An 18,966-nucleotide genomic window follows, 5' to 3' on the forward strand; every position below is an offset into this window, starting at 1 on the left:
AAAAATGCGCTTTATAAGTACAAGAAAGGTAGTCTGGTTGTCTGCCTTAGCGACAACCAAGCTGTTACCTTAGATAAACCAAGGAATAGAGGAAAATTAATATCAAAGGCTCTGTTAACGCTTAGGTTGCTTCTTTGTCTGATCCTTAGCGTCTAGTGAACCTAGAAACTGCTCAACTTCTTTAGGAGATAATTCCAAACACTGCCCTCTAGCCAAAAAGCGGGGCATGGCCAGATTACCATAACGAATGCGAATTAAACGACTTACTTCGACCCCTTGAGACTGCCATAAACGTCTGACTTCCCTATTTCTTCCCTCCGTTAGGGTAACGTGATACCAGGAATTAGCCCCTTCCCCACCTCGAAATTCAATTTTTTTAAACTGAGCGGGGCCATCCTCTAATTCAACCCCTTTTAGCATTGCATTAATGGCTTCCTGAGAAACTTGCCCATGAATCCGTACTGCATATTCTCTTTCCAAACCAAATTTAGGATGCATTAACCGATTTGCCAGTTCCCCATCATTTGTAAAAATTAATAACCCTGAGGTATTTATATCAAGACGGCCAACCTGAACCCATCGGCCGTGTTTAAGATACGGCAAATTGTCAAACACCGTTTTACTGTGTTTTGGGTCTTGCCTGCTAGAGATTTCGCCAATTGGTTTGTGGTACATTAAAATTCTGGTCTTTTCTTGTAGTTTTAATGGATTTTGTATTAATCGCCCTTTTACCATGAGTTTGTCATGAGGACCTGCTGTATCACCCAATTTAGCAACAACACCATTTAATTGGACGAATCCTTGTTCTATCCAACGCTCCATTTCCCGCCGAGAGCCAAACCCGGCTTGACTCAATAATTTTTGTAATCGTTCTTTCATTCTTCTATACACTCTTCTAAATGTTGCTCAGCAGGTACTGGTTCAGGTGACACTAAGGAATCAGTGATCTCACGTAAAGATGGCAGTTCATTAAGACTTTGTAAATTAAAATAATTTAAAAAGGTTTTGGTAGTTACATAAACTGCTGGTTTGCCAGGGACATCACGATACCCCGCTACCCGAATCCATTCCCTTTCAATCATCGTTTTCAAAATAGAGCTACTGACAGCTACCCCACGAATATCTTCAATATCAGCACGAGTGACCGGTTGTCTGTAAGCAATAATAGCCAATGTTTCCAACAAAGCACGCGAATATTTAGCTGGTTTTTCCGTATATAAACGGCTAATCCAGGTACTGTATTTTGGCTTTGTTTGTAAACAATAACCACTTGCCAATAACTTTAACTCGATAGCACTGTTTTCATAATCATTCCCCAACTCCGACAGTGCAGTTTTTAACTGGTCGATACTTGGTTTTTCCCATTCATCAAAAACGGCCTGGAGTTTCTCAAGACTTAAGGGTTCGTTGCTATGCATGAGTAAAGCTTCTACAATTCGTTTAAGCTCATCGTTATTCATGATTTACAACCTGTAAATGAATTGTTGTAAAGGCACTAGCCTGGGTAATAAGCACTAAAGACTGTCTGGCCAACTCTAAAATTGCCAATAGAGTAACAGCCAAACCCATGCGCCCTTCATTACGTTTGAATAATTGGTTAAAAACGATATTTTTTTCCGCAGACAAACGCTCCAGTACAGTAGCCATACGCTCTCTAACCGACAACGGTTCGCGGGTAATTTGATGATTTACCGCATGACTCTGGCGTTTCATTAAATCGCGCATTATTTTTGTTAACACCATCAAATCCACATCAGGATGAAGCACTGTACTTTCTATTTTTTCAGCAGGAATAGAAAACCAAAATACATCCCGTTCACAACGAGGCAAATTATCAATTGAGACTGCTGCATGCTTCATTTGCTCATAAGCTTGTAATTTTCTCACTAATACTGCCCGCGGGTCCTCTTCCATGTCTTCTTCCGTCTGCGGTGCAGGAGGTAATAGCAGTCGTGACTTTATCTCGGCAAGCATTGCTGCCATTAATAAATATTCAGCTGCCAACTCCAGCCGATGTTGCTCCATAAGCTGAATATAGTGCATGTACTGCTTGGTAATAAGCGCGATGGGGATATCCAGAATATCAATATTCTGACGACGAATGAGATAAAGCAATAGGTCAAGCGGGCCAGAGAAAGAATCAAGCAAAACCTCAAGCGCATCAGGAGGAATAAACAAATCACCGGGCATTTCAGTCAGGGGCTGCCCGGCCACAATTGCTATTACAGATGCAGGAGACTCAGCTAACTCAACACTCATTAATAATCCAAACCCATGGCTTCACGAACATCACTTAACGTTTTATTCGCTTCTTCTCGGGCAGCTTCACTTCCTTCAGCTACAATACGTTTTACTGAGCCAAGATCAGATTCATAATCTTTAATAGCTGCTTGTATTGGTTTTAATTCCTGCTGAATTGCTTCAACAACGGGGCGTTTACAGTCAATACAGCCAATACCTGCACTACGACAGCCCACTTGCACCCACTCTTTAACCGATTCTGAGGAATAAATTTTATGCAATTGCCATACAGGACATTTTTCCGGTTCACCAGGATCAGTTCGTTTAACCCTTGCCGGATCGGTTGGCATTGTCAAAATTTTCTTTTCTACTTGCTCAGGCTCTTCTCTCAAACTGATGGTGTTGTTATACGATTTCGACATTTTTTGTCCATCAATACCCGGCATTTTTGACGTTTCAGTTAACATGGGTTGCGGTTCAGGAAGTATAATTTTTCCGGAACCATCAAGGAACCCTAGCAATCGCTCTTTATCCCCAATGGAAAGATTGTGCTGATTAGCAAGTAAAGCCTTGGCTGTACTTAATGATTCGTGACAACCATCCTGCTGGAACTGACGACGTAATTCACTGTATAGTTTCCCGTTTTTCTTACCCATTTTTTTAATGGCTTCATGCGCCAATAACTCAAAGTTTGGCTCACGCCCATAAATAAAATTGAAACGTCGGGCTATCTCACGGGTTAACTCAATGTGAGGAACTTGATCTTCGCCAACAGGAACATAATCTGCTTTATAAAGTAAAACATCAGCACTTTGTAACAGCGGATATCCCAGGAATCCATAAGTGGATAAATCTTTATCGTGTAATTTATCTTGCTGGTCCTTATAGGTAGGTACACGCTCCAACCAACCTAAAGGCGTTATCATAGATAGCAAAAGATGTAATTCTGCATGCTCCGGCACCCAGGATTGAATAAATACCTTAGACAAACTGGGGTTAATGCCACAAGCGAGCCAATCAATTACCATATCCCACAGAATTTTTTCAATAAAACCAGGCTCATCATAGCGAGTGGTTAAACCATGCCAATCAGCTACGAAAAAATAACAATCATACTGATGTTGTAACTTCAACCAATTTTTAAGCACACCATGATAGTGGCCCAAATGCAAACGACCACTCGCCCGCATTCCTGATACGACACGTTTACTTGCACTAAATATAGCTGACATCTAAATCCTTAAAACGCTGTTAAAATTCTATCTATTTACTTCATATCACTTAGTACAGGACAAATTTTTATGTCGTCGTTGCGAACACAGTGAAGCAATCCAGAACATATTTTTGTTCAAAGAGCGAAGTGGATTGCTTCGCTGGCGCTGGCAATACGCGATTTAAATTTTGTCCTGTGTAGAGTAATATTCTAGTGGACACCCTTTTTCCCAGTAATCATTTAAAAGGTTCAGGATCTCCCTTACCCTCTCGAATAATTACGGGATAGTCCCCTGTTAAATCAACGACAGTTGTTGGTTCATGACTGCAGTTTCCACCATCAATAATCAAATCGGTTTGATTACCTAACAAATCTTTAATTGCCTCAGGCGCGCTCAACGGTGCTGTTGCTCCAGGTAAAATTAACGTCGTACTCATTAAAGGTTCTTCCAAACATTCCAGTAAGGCTAAGCTAATACTATTGTCTGGCACTCTTAATCCAAGCGTTTTCCGACGAGGATGAAGCATTAACCTTGGAACTTCATGCGTCGCATTTAAAATAAAAGTATAAGAACCGGGTGTAAATGCCTTCAGCAAGCGAAAAATTGAATTGGTAACGCGGGCGTAAGTGCCTAATTGGGACAAATCACGACAAACCAGCGTCATATTATGGTTTTTATCCAATTGCCGTAAGCGCCTAATTCGTTCCAGGGCAGATTTGTTTCCTAATTTACATCCTAACGCATAACCGGAGTCGGTAGGATAGACTATCAAGCCTCCTTCTTGAACAATAGTAGCGGCCTTTCTTAACAGTCTTGCCTGTGGATTATCGGGATGAATTGCAAAGAACTGACTCATAAAAGCCCCCTGTTAATGTTCCATTGATGCCATATTGGCATACAGTTTACCGGGAGTTGCTGCTGTCTTCCAAGAGAAATACGCGACAATGGCGCCCCATGATAATCAGAACCCGTCGAGGCATAGAGTTGATAACGTTGACAAAGGGCAGCCACTTCCTGAATTTGTGTCAAATTGACATCTCCTGAAACAACTTCAAGCGCATTGCCCCCCGCCTCTTTAAATGCTACAACCAGATCCTGCAAACGAGTACGTGTTAAGGAATATTTTAATGGATGCGCCAAAACAGCCTGTCCACCTGCTTGCATAATTCCTTCTATAGCTTCTGGCAGTGTTAGCCAGGAGGTGCGTACATATGCCGGCCTTCCTCTGCCTAAAAACCGCTTAAAGGCAGCTTTTAAATCTTGTGCTAAACCTTCATTGACAACTAATTGTGCAAAATGTGGTCTACCGACACGTTCATGCCCTGCGATTTTGCAAGCTTTTGCATAGGCATCGTTAATCCCACAATTTTGCATGCGCTCACCGATTTGTAAAGCGCGAGTGATTCTGCTTTGATTTTGACGTGTAATCAACGTTTGAAGTAACTCATTATCAGGATTAATGTTTAAGCCAATAATATGAATATCATATTTTTTCCAGCTTACACTAAATTCAATTCCACTAATTACTTGAATCGGAAGCGCTTTGGCTAAGTTATGGAGGGTTTGAAAGCCTGCTATAGTATCATGATCTGTTAAAGCAAGGAGTTTAATATTGGACTGAACCGCCTTATTTAACAGTTCAGCCGGACTTAGCAGACCATCAGAACAAGTACTGTGACAATGTAGATCAATCATGGATAGGGTAGTGTAAGAACAGCATTAAACAATAATCAACTCATTTGTTCATAGTATACTCTATTACTTGTAGAGTTGTATTTATAAATATCTAATAATTTTTTTCAAAAGAAACAAAATTGACAGCTATCCGCTGTATCCTTAACCCATGTTGTTTATTTTTTGTCCGAAAGCCATGGAAGAGGACGTCCAAGTCTTCCTTGTGCAGATCCTTGGCTGTTACCACCAGAAATTCCTTTTAAATGTTCCCTTCTTAATTTTTGTTTGTTTTGTTTTTTTGAGGATATTTTAGAAGACTTTTTCATGATTTTACCCTGTAACAAAGAAAACACCTATTAAGCATAGTTCAAATTTTTAGCTAAAGGAAAACCTTACTTTGCGTCCAAAGAACCTGAACGAAGTAAAAATCCCCTCAATCTTATTCGGGTTTTATTAGCAAGAGCTCCTCATGCAACTTACCCCGCATTCTGGATGAGGAGATATACACAACGGTGAAATTAAATTTATATTGATTTTTTATTCACTTACACTTATCGTAGCCCTCTATTTATTTATAGTGCGCATAATGTATGAAAATAGTTTTAGTTGATGACAATCCATTGCTCCGAAAAACAATGTCAATGATGCTTACCAAATTATCTTATTCCGTAAAATCTTTTAGTTCAGCCGAAGAAGTGATTGCTTATTTCAAAGACGACACATCTTCTTATGATCTTGTTATTTTGGACGGTAATTTAGCCCCCCCATCTTTTTTGTTAGCTAATAAGGCACAAAAAAACGGGCCTGATATTGCTGCAGAACTTTTACAGATTAATAAACATGTTCCAATTATCGCCTGGACAGATGACGCAGACATGCTAACACGGTTTCAAAAAGTGCTGGATATTTATGATAAAGGTCGTCTTCTGCCTACCTTAAAGAAACCTCCGACATTCTCAGATATTAAAGAGGTATTAGCTCCCTATGGGATGGCTGCTGACAATGTTGAAGGCTCTCCTAGGGCAAGGGCGTTTACCTTGTAGTAAATCTTGCACACTCATAGAGTTATGAACTATTCTTTAACATAGAACCTATTCATTCATTTTAAATTGACATTGAGCAGTAAATTACAAAACGAAACGCTAAATTATTCTCACCTTAATTCACAGCAATTAGCAAACCTGTGTGGTGCTTTTCACGAAAATATTAAACTGATTGAGCTATTTTTTAATATTAACGTCAAGATTGGTCACGATGAAGTAAGATTATTTGGTTATTCTCACCCAGGATTATTAAAAGCAAAACAGGTAATAAAACAACTCCATAAATTAGCAGATAAACCCATCCAGGCAGAAACTGTAAATTCGTTTCTTGAAAATAAGGATCCACAAACTGTTATGTCACAATCTATTAAATTAAACCGTAAAACTATTTTACCTCGTAATGCTAAACAAGCAGATTATTTAAATAGTATCAGCAAGCATGATATTACGTTTGCTGTTGGTCCAGCCGGTACAGGAAAAACTTACCTGGCTGTATCCAAAGCAATAGAGGCTTTTGAAAAAGGGGAAGTCCAACGGCTGGTATTTGTAAGACCAGCCGTTGAAGCAGGTGAAAAGTTAGGTTTTTTACCCGGGGATTTGGTTGAAAAAGTTCTGCCTTATTTACGCCCTATTTATGATGCACTTTATGAAATGATTGGTTTTAAAGAAGCACAAAAACTGATTCAAACGGATGTAATAGAAGTGTTACCCCTGGCATTCATGCGCGGGCGAACTTTAAATGAAGCCTTTATTATTCTTGACGAAGCACAAAATACAACCGTCGCTCAAATGAAAATGTTTCTCACCCGTATGGGATTCGGTTCAAAAACAGTGATTACCGGAGATGTTACTCAAATTGATTTACCCAAAGGAACAGAATCAGGTTTAAACCATGCCGTTAAAGTACTGCATGACATTCCCGAAATTAGTGTTCATTACTTTACGAGCCGGGAGGTAGTTCGCCATCCATTAGTTTCGCGTATTATTGACTCTTATGAAGGGATGAACAAGGATAATAAAGAATGAGCTATCATATCGATTTACAACTGGTTAGTAACGACGAACTACCCGTCGATGAAAACTCCCTTATAACCTGGGCACAATTACCCTTGATGGGGCATATGAACAGCGCTGAATTAACCTTACGAGTGGTAGATAAAGAAGAAATCCAACAACTCAATCACCTATACAGAAAGCAGGATAAAGCAACGAATGTACTCGCTTTTCCCAGTACTATTCCTGATAATATTAAACTTGATTATCCTTTATTAGGGGATGTAATCATTTGTCCTGCCGTTTTAAAAACTGAAAGCATGGAACTTGATAAGCCATTGATAGCTCATTGGGCACATATAGTTATCCACGGGGTTTTACATTTACTAGGCTATGATCATATTGAAGAGGCCGATGCAAGGGTCATGCAGGAACAGGAGGTTAAGTTACTGGTCCAATTAGGTTTTGCTAATCCATATCATACTACAGAGGATAAACACTTTGAGCAAAGAGGATGATAACGGTTCTTTATTGATGCGCCTAAGGCAGTTTTTGCAAGTTGAACCACAAAACAAAGAGGAATTGATTAATTTATTGCGAGATGCCCATATTCGTGCACTGATAGATTCTGAAACACTGAATATGATGGAAGGTGTTATTCAATTTTCCCAGATGCGCGTTCGTGACATTATGCTCCCTAAAAAGCAAATGACCTCCATTTCCCAAGATCTTGAGTTGGAAATGATAATCGATATTGTCAGCAGCTCAGGTCATTCACGCTTTCCTGTCACAGGTGATCATAAAGATGAAATAATTGGCATTTTACATGCCAAGGATTTATTACGTTTTCAAGTCGATAAAACAATGGAATTTGACTTGCACGACATTATTCGTCAAGCCACTTTTGTACCAGAAAGTAAGCGTCTAGATTTACTATTAAGCGAATTTCGTAATAATAGAAATCATATGGCGATTGTTGTTGATGAATACGGCGCTGTCAGTGGTTTTGTCACTATTGAAGATATTATTGAGCAAATTATTGGTGATATTGAAGATGAATTCGATATTGACGAAGAGGCTTATATCAAAGCCCACGGGGATTCTTATTATATTGTTAAGGCCCACACACCAATAGAAGAATTTAATGAACAATTGCATGCTAAATTTAGTGATGAGAGTTACGACACGATAGGCGGAATTGTGATGACAAATTTTGGACATTTACCACAACGTGGAGAAACCATTACAATAGATCAATTTGAGTTTAAAGTAATCAATGCTGATGCTCGACGAATTAAGCTATTAGGTTGTCTTGACAAGCGTCCCACCAAAGACAAATTGGTAGCTATATAATTCTTTTAAATAGACAAGATAATAATCAACAAACTGATTTAAAACCGAGGACAATTGGGAAATGAATAATAGCATCTTGATTGTAGATGATGATACTGAACTTACCGATCTGTTAGTACAATATTTAGAACCAGAAGGCTTTCATGTAGTCTGCGCCCATGATGGCGAAAGTGCCGTTAAAAAGGCACTTAATCAAGTATTTGATGCCATCATTTTAGATGTCATGCTTCCAAAACTAAATGGTTTTGAAGTACTAAAAGCGATTCGTGAGCACCTGGAAACCCCAGTATTAATGCTAACTGCACGGGGGGATGATATTGATCGTATCGTAGGTCTTGAAATTGGGGCTGATGACTATTTGCCTAAACCTTGTAATCCTCGTGAATTAGTCGCCAGGTTACGCGCTATTTTAAGACGTACCCAAAAAATACCCACCCAGCGTCCGATTATAGAACATCATGATATTGTAGTTGATTGTTCTAAACGTATGGCCACCCATCATGGCGAACCCATGGAATTAACCAATGCAGAATTTAATATTCTCGAAATGTTGATTAAATCCCCCGGTCAAGCCTTTTCAAAAGAAGAGTTAACCGAATATGCCTTGGGTAGGAAATACACTGCTTATGATCGTAGCATTGATGTTCACATTAGTAATTTACGCAATAAATTGGGAGATAATCCTGAGGGAGAACCTCTAGTAAAAACCGTTCGCGGTTTTGGGTATATGTTTAATGCGTAGTTTGTATTGGAAAATTTTTTTATCGTTTTGGTTAGCTACTATTCTTATTATTATCACTACAGCCTGGGTAACGAGTGAAATAGCACAAAAGTCCTCCATTCCAGCCCGTGAACGCGTGTTTATGGATAGTTATGCCAATGCAGCAGTAGCCACTTTTGAATCAGGCCAACATAGTGCTTTAAAAAAATGGCTCAATCAAATTGGTATGTCCAGAAAGATGACCCTGTATTTACTCAGTAGTACAGGTGAAATTATAGGTAATCAAGTACCTCCTCAGGTCGTTAAACAAATTTCTAATCATTTAGTCGATGAAGAACTGGACGATGGTTTATTAAAGTTCGGCGATATTATTGTTAGCCATGAAATACTTTCCACGTCAGGCAGAGCTTATCGACTCGTCGCCGTCAGTGAGAAGCCTTTGGCTCATTTTGTTGAAATACCTTGGGCAGGACTGACAATTCGCTTAATGATTGCTATTTTTATAAGCGGACTTATCTGTTATTTATTGTCTATCTATTTGACCCAACCTCTGCGTTCATTAAGAATGGCTGCCAAATCAATTGCTACAGGCCAATTGAGTACCCGCGTGGGTCGCATCAAAGGACATCATCGTGATGAAATCGCTGAATTAAGTGGTGAATTTGACAGAATGGCTGAACAACTCGAAGCACTTATGAACTCAAAAGAACGTTTATTACAGGATATCTCTCATGAGTTACGCTCCCCTCTTGCCCGTTTGCAGATTGCCATTGAATTAGGAAGAAAAAAAGCCAATGCTTTAGCCGATGTCGAATTTGCGCGCATGGAAGTTGAGTGTTTACGCCTTAATACATTAATTGGTGAAATTTTGGAATTTGCAAGGCTTGAAAAATCATCCACGCCTTTAAATAGAACACTTATTGATATACCCGCATTACTAAAGCAAATTATTGCTGATGCTAATTTTGAGTTAGCAGCCAATCGCCCTGGCGTTTTTTTGCAAAAAACACAGGATTGTAAATTATTTCTGGATGGGAGGTTAATACACCGCGCTGTTGAAAATATTATTCGTAACGCGCTACGTTATTCAGCACCTAATCCCAAAGTAGATGTGTCCTTATATTTTAATAAAGACCATTCACACGTCTATATTGATATAGCCGATAACGGACCAGGTGTTCCTGAAGAACAACTGGAACGAATTTTTAATCCTTTTTACCGTGTAGACACATCCAGAGAAAAGAAGACAGGTGGTTATGGATTAGGCTTATCAATAGCCCAACAAGCTGTAAAATTACACCATGGCAATATTTATGCGATGAATCAAAAAAAAGGAGGGCTTTTAGTCAGGATAAGTCTCCCCATTACTTTAAATCAATACACTCCAGCTTTTTGAATTTTTTAGTGCAATTCATTAAGATACCGCCTATTAAGCAAAAAAGGTGTGCTGGTGAGGATTGCGGAAAGACTTGATACTGCAAGTGGTGTTTTTTTCTTCTTGGGTTTTGTAGTATCTCAGCTACAACACTCTCCTTTTGTATTTTTAGCCGCACTGTCCAATCTGGGGGCTTTGTTTTTTTATTCCATTGGATATGCATTGTGGTTAGCAGCTTGCCAACTCTATCCTGATTATCCTCAACAAAAAAATCATTGGTATGGATTTATTGAGGTTAAGAATCAGCACCGGATCGCAGCAATACTTGGCGCACTAGCCATTCTTTGCTGTGTCGGAGGTATTTTTATGCCCGCGTTGCTGGTACCAGCAAGCTGGCTATTCTTTGGCAGCAATCTTATTTGGTGTATTGCTGAATACCACAAGCAAAAAATTAATCAAAAATCTTCACATACTGACACAGCTTATATGCAATATGCTATGATAAGTACAGTAATGACCCTGGTTCCGGCGATAGGAGCTACCGTCTCTCTTTTCTTCCCTCCCGCAGCCCTTGTAACCTTCATAATCTCGACCACATTAGGAATAAGTCTGGGTTCATTATCGCTCTATTGTTGGCTAGACTATACCCTTGGAAGGGAATATAACGCTAAGTCAGAAAGTTACCAGCAACTTACTGAGTCTCTAGAAATAGAACCATTAGCCGCCCCCCCTTCTTCAGATCTTAAGCCACTCCAAGAAAATTATGATTCCCTATGGCAAAAGGAAAATAAATCGCCTTCTCCGGAGAAAGGATGTTCTTTCTTTTCTCTAATAAAACCATAGTATTAAGCTATAATAGGTGTTTTATTTGTAGCGCCCCAGTAATCTTTTTGGTTTTATCTTGCCTGTGTTCATGTTTTAGATAAAATGATCATTGCCTAAGGGATTGAAAAGGCTGTTAATAATAAGGATCATTATATGAGCAAAATTGTCAGTGAAATTAAAAAGACAATAGAACAACTAAAAAATCCTCATTTAAAAGCTATACTCCTTTCTCATTTATTGGAGGAAGCAAACGATCAAACGCAATTATTTACCAAGCAATATCCTTATGACCGGCCTATCCCCAATTTTGACAGAGCAAGTTATCAGCTAGCTAACGGCTTAAGCTACCACCTACCGTTAAATACAGTCTTTGTTTTTGCCCCAACAGCAGTATGCCAAGAAGTTACAGATGCCTTACTAAAATGCTCAAATGATGAAATTGCTAATTTATTATCTAATATTCATCAACATCATAGTGACTCAAGAGCGAATGAATGGGTAATGGAAACGATTATGCACTATGCACCATCACCCTGTCGCCTATTCTTTGCACAAACAATAAAATCGTTTAACGAAAAACAAATGATAAAGAGTCTTTTAAGTGACATTTATAGCCACGATTTTACCACTCTACGCAAAGTTCTTAATTTTAAAGATGAAAAGGCTTCATCTATCTTAATTGAAGCCCTCCATCAATTAGATAAAAATGTAATATTTGAATTGTTTAAAACAAGCCCTTTTCCTCCTACCTACGAGGCGTTAATTGATTTTTTTGCTGAGAATCCACCGGAACAAATAGCTTCTACGGTTTTAAGATTACTTAATAAATATGATGTCAATTATTTATATCGACTAATCTTTGGGGGTAGTTATTTTACCAGTAGTAGTGCGAATTTATTGCATCCTATTTTTGAGTTTCAATCCGACAAAATCGTATCAGAATTTTTAGCCCTTTTATTCCAGCAATTTTCTACTGCTGATATCGAGAAATTATTAACTTGTCGCAGAACTAACGGTTCAAACCATACCCCTTTGGAACTTGCCTTTCAGCGTACTGATAATAAGAGAGTAGCCCTGAGAGTAGCAGAAAAAATTTATAGAGAACCACTTTTAAAACCATTACTCAGCTTGGTTTCAGTGTCACAATTTAATTCGCCAATGCACCTGGCAGCAAAAAGCAACAACACTGAAGTCGTTGCTTTTTTTGTGGAACAACCCGATGCCCCTATTGACCATTGCGTTTACTCGACATCCAAGGGAATGCTGCAGATTGCCCAGGAAGCGAACCAAGAGGAAGTTAGCAATCTTTTGCTTGCCGCACCCATTTATAAATGGATTTATCAAGAGAATACCTCATCTTTAACCCACCATGACTTAACCTGGGCTTGTGATTTACTTACACAGCAGCCTGATTTGATCCATTGTCGTTGGCAGGAACAAAAAACACTGTTGTCGCATGCAGCCAGTAAAGGTCAGGTTGAACTTGTCTCTCTTTTAGTTGCCAAAGGCGCTTTACCCCTGCCAGATATTCATGGGCAAACGGCGATTGATGAAGCTATAAAAAATAATCAGGTAGCCGTTTTACAAACATTTACTGAAGCTGCCATTTCTAATGAAACCATTCTGGAAGAACTTATAAGGGCTTTTCTTGAATTAAATCCTCCAGTCCATAGTTATGAAGAGCTACAACGAACGCTGCAGCACACCTCAAGTACCTCTTCTTTTTCTGAAATGCTGAAGCAATATTCTCTTCAAAGGAATGATTGCTACATTTTAATACTACAACGTATTGCAAAATTGCTATCAGATACTGGTAAAGAAGTGGTTTTGCATGCAATTAAGAAATTGGTGCTGGAAAATTTAGCAAAGTTACAACAGGAAGAAGATCGTTATCTGCAACGCAATGCCTTACAACTTCAATTAATAGTGTTATTGTTTTCATTAAATTCACCTCATTTTTTTGCACTCTTATATTCACTAGAGTTCGATGAAAGCACCCGCAAAACGTTGCATCTACTACTTTCACGAGGATTACTCCAACCTGCCATTTTTTTACGGTTAAACGCTTCAGAGCACTTAGTTCATTATAAGTTACTGGAAGATTTAGCAAGCAAGGATATCAATGCACTGGAAACGGTTGCTACCGTTCACTTTCAAAAATCGCCATTGACACTTCTACCACCTGAGATTCTTAAAGAATTAGCGGCTAATTTATCAGGACAAGCACTTTTTTCCTTGTGTGAGCAGCGTCTTAATCCCTCATTAATTGTATTGACTATTGAAAAATTGCTAAACACCGCACCCGTGAGTCAAGATAAAGTTAGTCAACTATTTACTCAACTTGATAAAGAACTGCAATTGCTTAATAAGGGTAATTTACCGGCAAATGCACAACTACAAAGCCTATTGAATGTGGCCCATCATCCGCAAGTTAAAAAATATATTAAAATGATATTAAATAAAGAGGATTTTTTATTAAAGCAACGGGTACAGCAGATTTTTACAACCTATAGGCAAAATGATCCATTAATTCCTAATAGTTTGCTGTACGATTTGTTTATGGAGTTTGCGCTGGATTATAAGATAACGAGCATTACTGAAAACCAGCCAGCACTCACTTCTTTTCTTGCGGCATGCAGTCCACCTGATGCCAGGCAACTCATTGCTAAGTTGCAAAAAAATTTCCAATCGCAGTTGCCGGTTACTGGACTCTTCGTCCCCGTTCCGCCATCAAATAATCAACAACAAAATCTGCAATTTTTAACCACCCTTTATGACTTGGAAAATAAAAAACAACGATTAAAGCTTGCCGCATTGATTAATCATTTCGATCAATTTCGCGAGCAAGCACAACAATTATTGCCTTTTTTCGAAAATGAGGAAGTTCTTCCCCTTAATCATTCATTACTAAACTTGATAGCAGACTTTGACAAGATAGCCTCTCATTTATTTCTATTCCATCTTGGCGCAGAGCCCTTGTTATTGAATGATAAACTTGTCCCGCTTTTGAAAACATTGGAATTGAATTTCTCCCAAACCTATCTTGCATTCAAATCCCTTAAAAAAACTCCTTCACTAAAAACCAAATATAAAACCGCTATTAAAGAATTTGAACATATATTTTCTCCTAATGAAATTCATTCTCTTTGCCAACAAACCCAGTTGATTTGCGAGCGCATTGAAAAAGACAGTAATGATTATGCAGAAACAATACTGTTCGATAACTCGACAATTACACTGGGACAATTACTTAACGCAAAAGCACATCCAGAAGAATTTGATACAACATGTCACCAAGCGTTGCAAACTCAGCGAATCTTAGAACAGTTTGATCAAAGCATTATCTCTGGCATATTAGCGAACCCTAAGCGTGAACAATTACTGGGTTTTCTGTTCCATTGGATTTTGACTTGTGGCTCAAGTAATGAACAAGTGTTTTTATTAAAAAATATGTCTGATTTACTAAGAACCACAGTAAAAGAAGACTGGGTTCAAGTTGATAATCAAATTAACGAATGTTTAGACTTACGGGATAAAATTTCACCCCTAATGCTTGATTTGCGGGTTTTAAGTTTGTCGGATTTTAATACTGCTGATTTGCTCACCACATTCTATGAAACTGATGAAGAAAAGCTTGCCCAATTTATACAACTTTGTACCCATGCCCAATTAATGGATTTAAAAAGCATCGCCACTTATGTTTTGACAGGCAAACAGCAGCAGATACCATTAAAAGTACTCCATGTTCAAAATAGCTTGTGCTTACCCAAAGAATCATCCGTGTGGCTGCAACAACGGCTTGAAGTACTGGAGGCCTATTCCACAAAAGTTATATCATTTAAACTCCTTAAAGCAGGCTTATTTATCAATGAAGGAAACACGTGTACCAAACTTGAAAATCTTAACAAAATAATCGATGAACATGTGAGCATTCCAAGTCCTGCTGCTGTCACTATTTTAGTTGCCTCTTACAGTCCCGTTTTACAACAAACCCCAACAGATGAAAGTCGGGCATTTGTTATCAGTTTAAGTCATTTATTGAATACTATGGGGGCAAGGCATACTAACGAAGCCCTCTCCCAAATACCTCCTGAAACGGTTGAGCAACTGGTAGCTTATTGTTTGGCCGGTTTAAATAGTGATGACAGTGCTTTTGACGTAGCTTGTAGAAATCTTTTAACCCAATTATGTCAACTGCAATCATCCTCAAGTCCCCAAGTTTTAAATAAAATTAAAACACGGGTAGGACAGCAAGATTTAACAATATTAGCAGACCAGCAGTTAAGGGGAATGGCTATTGATATTCTTGGCGGCAACAGCAACGATTTAAACTTATTAACCGTAGATGGTGTTTGGATACAACGTTTATTGACATCGCCTCGATTTATAGCCGCCAGTACCCCTGCGGTTATGCAGACGCTTATTGAACGTTACCGCTTTATTTCTTTAACGTTGAAACAGGATGAATTTGAACATTTAAATCAATGGTTGAAAACCAAATTAGCTTTTTATGAGCATCATCAAGAAACGTTAAGTCAAGTTGAAAAATCGCTATTGACTGATCCCAACCGTCTGGAACACCTCTTAAAGAAACGCGAGCGTCTTTTAAGCTTCCGTGCAGATGACAGCATTAGAGCCTTACTGAATCAACTGGAAGATAATTGTACCGATTTAAAGAAAAATGAGCCGGAACTGGCCGATGCAGCATTGAGCGTGCTTTATGCACATTACAATAATAGCTTAATGAGTTTACGATCGGATTTTCTATTTAAAGTCGCCGATTTTGTAGTAAGCCGCGCCCTACGTAAGAAAGGAGACATTGACGTTGCTCAGGACACCTTATCAAAATGGTTAACACGCTATTTGCCTTATAAAAATTTTGAACAAACCGAGTTAACCAGAAAAACGAACGTCTCCATCTATAGCGCCGAAGGAGAAAAAATTGGTTTTGTTAATGAAGCAAATCAGGCAATGACTTTCATGGATGATACACCCTGCTCGCTTCTGGATCTGCCAGGCATCTATCCTGGTATAGCGTTGTATGATGAGCATCGTTGCTTAATGGGTACTTTAACAGTGACAGGAGAGCTGAAAAGAGAAAATCTTTTCCAAAAAAATACAAGTGCGTTGCTTATTGCCAAAGTTCCTACCCATCAATTGTCCAAATCACCTGCAGCGCTTGAATTGCTAATGACAGATATTTTTACGGAGAATACTTTAGAAGCGCTTTATTCGAATTGTGAGACAGAAAAACATCCCTGGCTCGGGCTGCAGATTCGCACTCATGTGGCAGAAGCAAAAAAACCTGTTCCCCGAGAAAATTTACAAATTATTGTTAAAAATCTTTCTTCAGACATGCTTTTTCCTTTATTGGAAAACACGGCGCTTATTGAAAATTCCGAGCAATTATTTGAAGCAATTTTGCATGAAGAGACTAGACGACATGATTTATTTAAACCAGAACATCAACAACCAATTTTTGCATTTTTCAGGCAAGGAAATAGTAAAAAAATTTTTGCAGACTTCCTACAGAATCATTATAACAAGCCGTGGTTTAAAGACGGCTTACAACTATTCGCACAATTTGCACAGGAAGAAAATCATCCTCAACTACTTGGTGCATCTTTGCAATTATTGCAGGAACGATGTTTTGAACAAAAAAAATGGACAGAAACAAGCTACGACGCCCTGTTAACTACCCTTGTTTCTTCAGAAGAACACGCAGACATCCTATGGAAGGTCTTTTTAAATGCATCAAAAAATACAGCCATTAAAGAAGTAGAAGGTCAGTTGGCTGATGGTTTCACCAGTTTCTTTTATAAGCACCACTGTATGCCGCTCATTAAAGCAGTAAATGAACAAAAACATTGGGCTGAAAGTGCTCAATATCGTCTATTGCTTCTTATTCTGGCAAAACAGCGTCAACAAATATTTCAAAAACAAGAGCTTCGCTATAGTGAAAAACAGTCCTGGTCCGGCACCGAATTAAAACAGCTTAGTCAATTTGTGAAACGGCATTTTCATCAATTAGACAATCCAGACAAACAGTATACTATTGGTAAAAAATTAATTAGCGAACTGGTATTTCGATGCGCTAATTTTGGACAAACACAGCTTTTCTATAATAGCCAGGGTAAATTTGACACTGCTACGGCAGGCAAGGTAATGGAGCGCTCTTACCTGCATGCGATTGCTGCACGAGAGTATATACCACCACAAGTCAAAAAAACTGTCACAGGTATTATCTCGAAAATGAAAGGATGGTTTGATGGCGAGCACCAAAAAACAGAAGAAATTACAGAATTGCTTAAAGAAAATCAGGCTTTAGTAGACTGGAAGCAACTTAATGAAGAAAGTTGGTCACTGAGTAGCTCTATGACAACCCTGCCCATTATTAGTGCTTATTTGTTGAATTACTCCGGTGAAACTGAACCCATGATTCAATTGGTAAAAGATTATTTTTTCTCCAAGGAATTTCAAAAAGATCCAGCCAAGCTTCATGCTGTTTCACAAGTTATGGCAAAATTTCCCGAGCGAAACGTTAGTGTTTGTTTATTCTTTACTTTAGAAGAGGTTTTTAGTGAAAATCCATTGTTACTGGATGGCACTATTCTTCATCATATGGCTCAATTTTATAGCTATAAACATTTAAAGACCGTAGCCCAATCCCCCCAACTGGAAATAAACTTAATAAAGCATTTTGGTTTACAGAAAAAATACGCGCTGGTTCAGCGCTGCTGTGACTTGTTAATGACGTCTCAATCGGATAAATCGCTGGGAAAACTGTTGCAAAAAATTAACCTTGAAGCCCAGGTAGAGTCTCAATTAAATAATTACCTAAGCTCATGGTTTTTTTCTATTATCCGCTTTATAAAGCGATGTTGGTTTTATGGTTTTAACGGCAATAAAAACTCATCCAATCTCGTAAGCTACTGCGATGCTACGCCAAACTATACCTCACCTGTAGAATCAATTGAAAAAATACATACTCCCATTCTGGCAGGACACACGGTAGCCTCCCAGTTAGAAACAGCAAAAAAACTCAAAAATCTTAGAGAACGCTACAATCGCTTTATTGAAAAACAGACTTCAAATGCCTTATCCGAGGCCAGTTTTAAAGGGATTAAAACGTCTAATGGCGGATTATTTGCCAATTCAATTGATGTTAAAGAAAATGAGACGGTTAATTTTGCACTAGACATCAGAGTGGGTAGTAACTAGTGCAATTCCGTGCTTGGGCATTGAGTGAAACCCTCCCGGCTGCGAGCAGCCGGGCTACGAAGATACCAGGCCTCTCCAACGTAGCCCGGTGGCTTGCAACCGGGAATATCGATGTAACCATGCTGGACGTTGAGTGAAAACCTCCCCGGCTGCAAGCAGCCGGGCTACGAAGATACCAGGCCTCTCCAACGTAGCCCGGTGGCTTGCAACCGGGAATATCGATGTAACCATGCTGGACGTTAAGTGAAAACCTCCCCGGCTGCAAGCAGCCGGGCTACGAAGATACCAGGCCTCTCCAACGTAGCC

At 38.9% G+C, this 18,966-nt stretch carries 16 protein-coding genes; 8 read left to right on the top strand and 8 right to left on the bottom strand.

What is annotated here, in order from left to right:
* Positions 1-114: 114 nt before the first annotated feature.
* From rluB to Ljam_RS15135, 7 genes are all read right to left on the bottom strand, one after another.
* Positions 115-879 carry a 23S rRNA pseudouridine(2605) synthase RluB gene (gene rluB / locus Ljam_RS04430; RefSeq protein WP_058448918.1) on the bottom strand — a complete coding sequence of 255 codons (765 nt, stop codon included), beginning with the start codon at positions 877-879 and terminating at the stop codon, positions 115-117.
* A complete protein-coding gene (gene scpB, locus Ljam_RS04435) occupies positions 876-1,460 on the bottom strand; it encodes an SMC-Scp complex subunit ScpB (RefSeq protein ID WP_058448919.1) in 585 nt (194 codons plus the stop codon). The genes rluB and scpB overlap by 4 nt, the downstream gene beginning before the upstream one ends.
* Positions 1,453-2,259, bottom strand: a complete 807-nt coding sequence (locus Ljam_RS04440; RefSeq protein WP_058448920.1) for a segregation and condensation protein A — start codon at positions 2,257-2,259, stop codon at positions 1,453-1,455. The genes scpB and Ljam_RS04440 overlap by 8 nt, the downstream gene beginning before the upstream one ends.
* A complete protein-coding gene (locus Ljam_RS04445; protein ID WP_058448921.1) occupies positions 2,259-3,473 on the bottom strand; it encodes a tryptophan--tRNA ligase in 1,215 nt (404 codons plus the stop codon). The genes Ljam_RS04440 and Ljam_RS04445 overlap by 1 nt, the downstream gene beginning before the upstream one ends.
* A gap of 217 nt (positions 3,474-3,690) precedes the next feature.
* Positions 3,691-4,311 carry an L-threonylcarbamoyladenylate synthase gene (locus tag Ljam_RS04450; protein WP_058448922.1) on the bottom strand — a complete coding sequence of 207 codons (621 nt, stop codon included), beginning with the start codon at positions 4,309-4,311 and terminating at the stop codon, positions 3,691-3,693.
* Positions 4,308-5,150, bottom strand: a complete 843-nt coding sequence (locus Ljam_RS04455; protein WP_058448923.1) for a PHP domain-containing protein — start codon at positions 5,148-5,150, stop codon at positions 4,308-4,310. Before Ljam_RS04455 ends, Ljam_RS04450 begins: the two co-directional genes overlap by 4 nt.
* Before the next feature lie 155 nt (positions 5,151-5,305).
* Positions 5,306-5,455, bottom strand: coding sequence for a hypothetical protein (locus tag Ljam_RS15135; RefSeq protein WP_156411912.1), 150 nt, complete (start codon positions 5,453-5,455; stop codon positions 5,306-5,308).
* 264 nt (positions 5,456-5,719) lie between these two features.
* On the opposite strand from Ljam_RS15135, the gene Ljam_RS04460 reads away from it, so the two are divergent.
* From Ljam_RS04460 to Ljam_RS04495, 8 genes are all read left to right on the top strand, one after another.
* Entirely contained in the window at positions 5,720-6,172 is a 453-nt protein-coding gene (locus tag Ljam_RS04460; RefSeq protein ID WP_058448924.1) for a response regulator, read from the top strand.
* Between the two features lie 72 nt (positions 6,173-6,244).
* A complete protein-coding gene (locus tag Ljam_RS04465; protein ID WP_058448925.1) occupies positions 6,245-7,198 on the top strand; it encodes a PhoH family protein in 954 nt (317 codons plus the stop codon).
* Entirely contained in the window at positions 7,195-7,683 is a 489-nt protein-coding gene (gene ybeY / locus Ljam_RS04470; RefSeq protein ID WP_058448926.1) for an rRNA maturation RNase YbeY, read from the top strand. The genes Ljam_RS04465 and ybeY overlap by 4 nt, the downstream gene beginning before the upstream one ends.
* Positions 7,684-7,699: 16 nt before the next feature.
* Positions 7,700-8,518, top strand: a complete 819-nt coding sequence (locus Ljam_RS04475; protein ID WP_420795603.1) for an HlyC/CorC family transporter — start codon at positions 7,700-7,702, stop codon at positions 8,516-8,518.
* A gap of 61 nt (positions 8,519-8,579) precedes the next feature.
* Positions 8,580-9,260, top strand: coding sequence for a two-component system response regulator CpxR (cpxR, locus tag Ljam_RS04480; protein ID WP_058448928.1), 681 nt, complete (start codon positions 8,580-8,582; stop codon positions 9,258-9,260).
* On the top strand, positions 9,253-10,635 hold the full coding sequence (gene cpxA, locus Ljam_RS04485) for a two-component system sensor histidine kinase CpxA (protein ID WP_058448929.1): 1,383 nt from the start codon (positions 9,253-9,255) through the stop codon (positions 10,633-10,635). The genes cpxR and cpxA overlap by 8 nt, the downstream gene beginning before the upstream one ends.
* Before the next feature lie 54 nt (positions 10,636-10,689).
* The gene (locus Ljam_RS04490) at positions 10,690-11,457 is read left to right on the top strand and encodes a hypothetical protein (protein ID WP_058448930.1); all 768 of its coding nucleotides are present in this window, start codon (positions 10,690-10,692) and stop codon (positions 11,455-11,457) included.
* A 135-nt stretch (positions 11,458-11,592) separates the two neighbouring features.
* The gene (locus Ljam_RS04495; RefSeq protein WP_058448931.1) at positions 11,593-18,660 is read left to right on the top strand and encodes an ankyrin repeat domain-containing protein; all 7,068 of its coding nucleotides are present in this window, start codon (positions 11,593-11,595) and stop codon (positions 18,658-18,660) included.
* Positions 18,661-18,714: 54 nt separating this feature from the next.
* Here the strand turns inward: Ljam_RS04495 and Ljam_RS15470 are convergent.
* The coding region (locus Ljam_RS15470) for a hypothetical protein (protein ID WP_238583693.1) at positions 18,715-18,966 on the bottom strand (252 nt) is incomplete at its 5' end.

Source organism: Legionella jamestowniensis, assembly GCF_001467745.1.
Taxonomy (GTDB): Bacteria; Pseudomonadota; Gammaproteobacteria; order Legionellales; family Legionellaceae; genus Tatlockia; species Tatlockia jamestowniensis.